This window comes from Citrobacter amalonaticus (assembly GCF_037053465.1).
In the GTDB taxonomy this organism is placed as follows: Bacteria; Pseudomonadota; Gammaproteobacteria; order Enterobacterales; family Enterobacteriaceae; genus Citrobacter_A; species Citrobacter_A amalonaticus_H.
This window is the reverse complement of sequence record NZ_JBALIF010000057.1, coordinates 1-1,317: the sequence shown is the minus strand read 5'-3', so window position 1 is coordinate 1,317 and position 1,317 is coordinate 1. Positions and strand designations below refer to the sequence as shown.

Here is a 1,317-nt window from a genome sequence, read left to right as displayed (position 1 = left end):
GCGCTGAGGGATCCCCATAAAACAGCGCTAATAAACCAGCACCATACTTCGGTAGGCTCTGGCGAGGTGGTTAAGAACGGTGCTCAGCACCGTTCGCCTTAATATTAGCGGGGAGTGTCGCAGGACATTCTCCGCTAACGTCAGATAAGAGATTACCCGCCGCGATTTAACACTGTTGGCCTGATACCTTACATGTAATCCTTTACTTTCTGCATGATAACCAATAAGCCACAGGACTATTGTGCTCAGCGTTGCCAGCAGGCTCAGCACCAGCATTCTTCCCGCTGAACGGCTGTAACTGGCCCGCAGACCGAACCCGAACCGTTCGCTTTTCTCATCGCGGAAGTTCTGCTCTATCTGCATTCGGCGACTGTATAACTTCATGATTTCACGTGGCTTAAAGTCGTCTGTGCTGCTGAAGATGAGCCACGGCTCTTTTGCTGAAGAGCGCCCGTCGCAAACCTGAGATTTGCGTTTTATACGACACCTTGAGTGCCGGTGTTTCCGGCCTTTTGGTTCTTTCCTGTGCAGATAAAAATGCCCCTCACATCGGGCATATTCCGCCCGTGCAAGCGTGCCTGGCCCCAGATATTCTGGTTTACTGCTGGCCTGTAATTCCTGACGTCTGAACCAGTATTCACCTTTGCTGTTCAGGCGCATCTGGATATTACCCCTGACACGGCCAATAAAATCCCATCCGAGCGACCTGATATGCCGGAACCAGGCATTCTGGAAGCCCGCATCGGTAACGATGATGACTCTGGCCGTCGGGTTCACCGCCCCGGCAAGGGCATCAAGGAAGGCCTTTTGTATCTGTCCATTCTGCTGCTTTTCTGACGGGACTATCCAGCTTAACAGCGGAAGCGAACGCCCATCGCAAAGCAGACTGGCGCGGAGCACATGATATTCCTGAGACGGATAGCCACTCCAGTCAACCGCAATAACACACAGCGATAATTTCCGCGTCAGCATGGTGATAATGCCATTGAAAATTAGAGGAATATCCTGATGAAGTGATTTATTGCCCAGTAGACGATCAACTCGTTTGATTTTGTTTTTGACCTGAGCAGCGCCGGGTAAATAACGTCCGATACTGGTCAGCGTCAGTGACGCGCCGTTGATTAAGGCAAGCGTGGCGTCAAGGAGGGCATTTTGTCGGTATTTGTGAAACGGAGCTAAAGCATCCCGGAAGAAATTCTGACATACTCGGCAGGCAGGCATAGAGGTGATCTCATTGAATTGATAGCACAATCAGTAGATCACAAAACTCTATGCCTGTCTTTTTTCACCCGCCCATTACTGGGGATTCCTCAGCGC

1 protein-coding gene is annotated in these 1,317 nt (G+C 50.9%); it reads right to left on the bottom strand.

Translation table 11 applies throughout. The features are described 5' to 3' along the window. Positions 1 to 27 precede the first annotated feature (27 nt). Positions 28 to 1,221: an IS4 family transposase gene (locus WB371_RS23745; RefSeq protein ID WP_285929133.1), complete on the bottom strand. Its 1,194-nt coding sequence runs from the start codon at positions 1,219 to 1,221 to the stop codon at positions 28 to 30. Positions 1,222 to 1,317 lie beyond the last annotated feature (96 nt).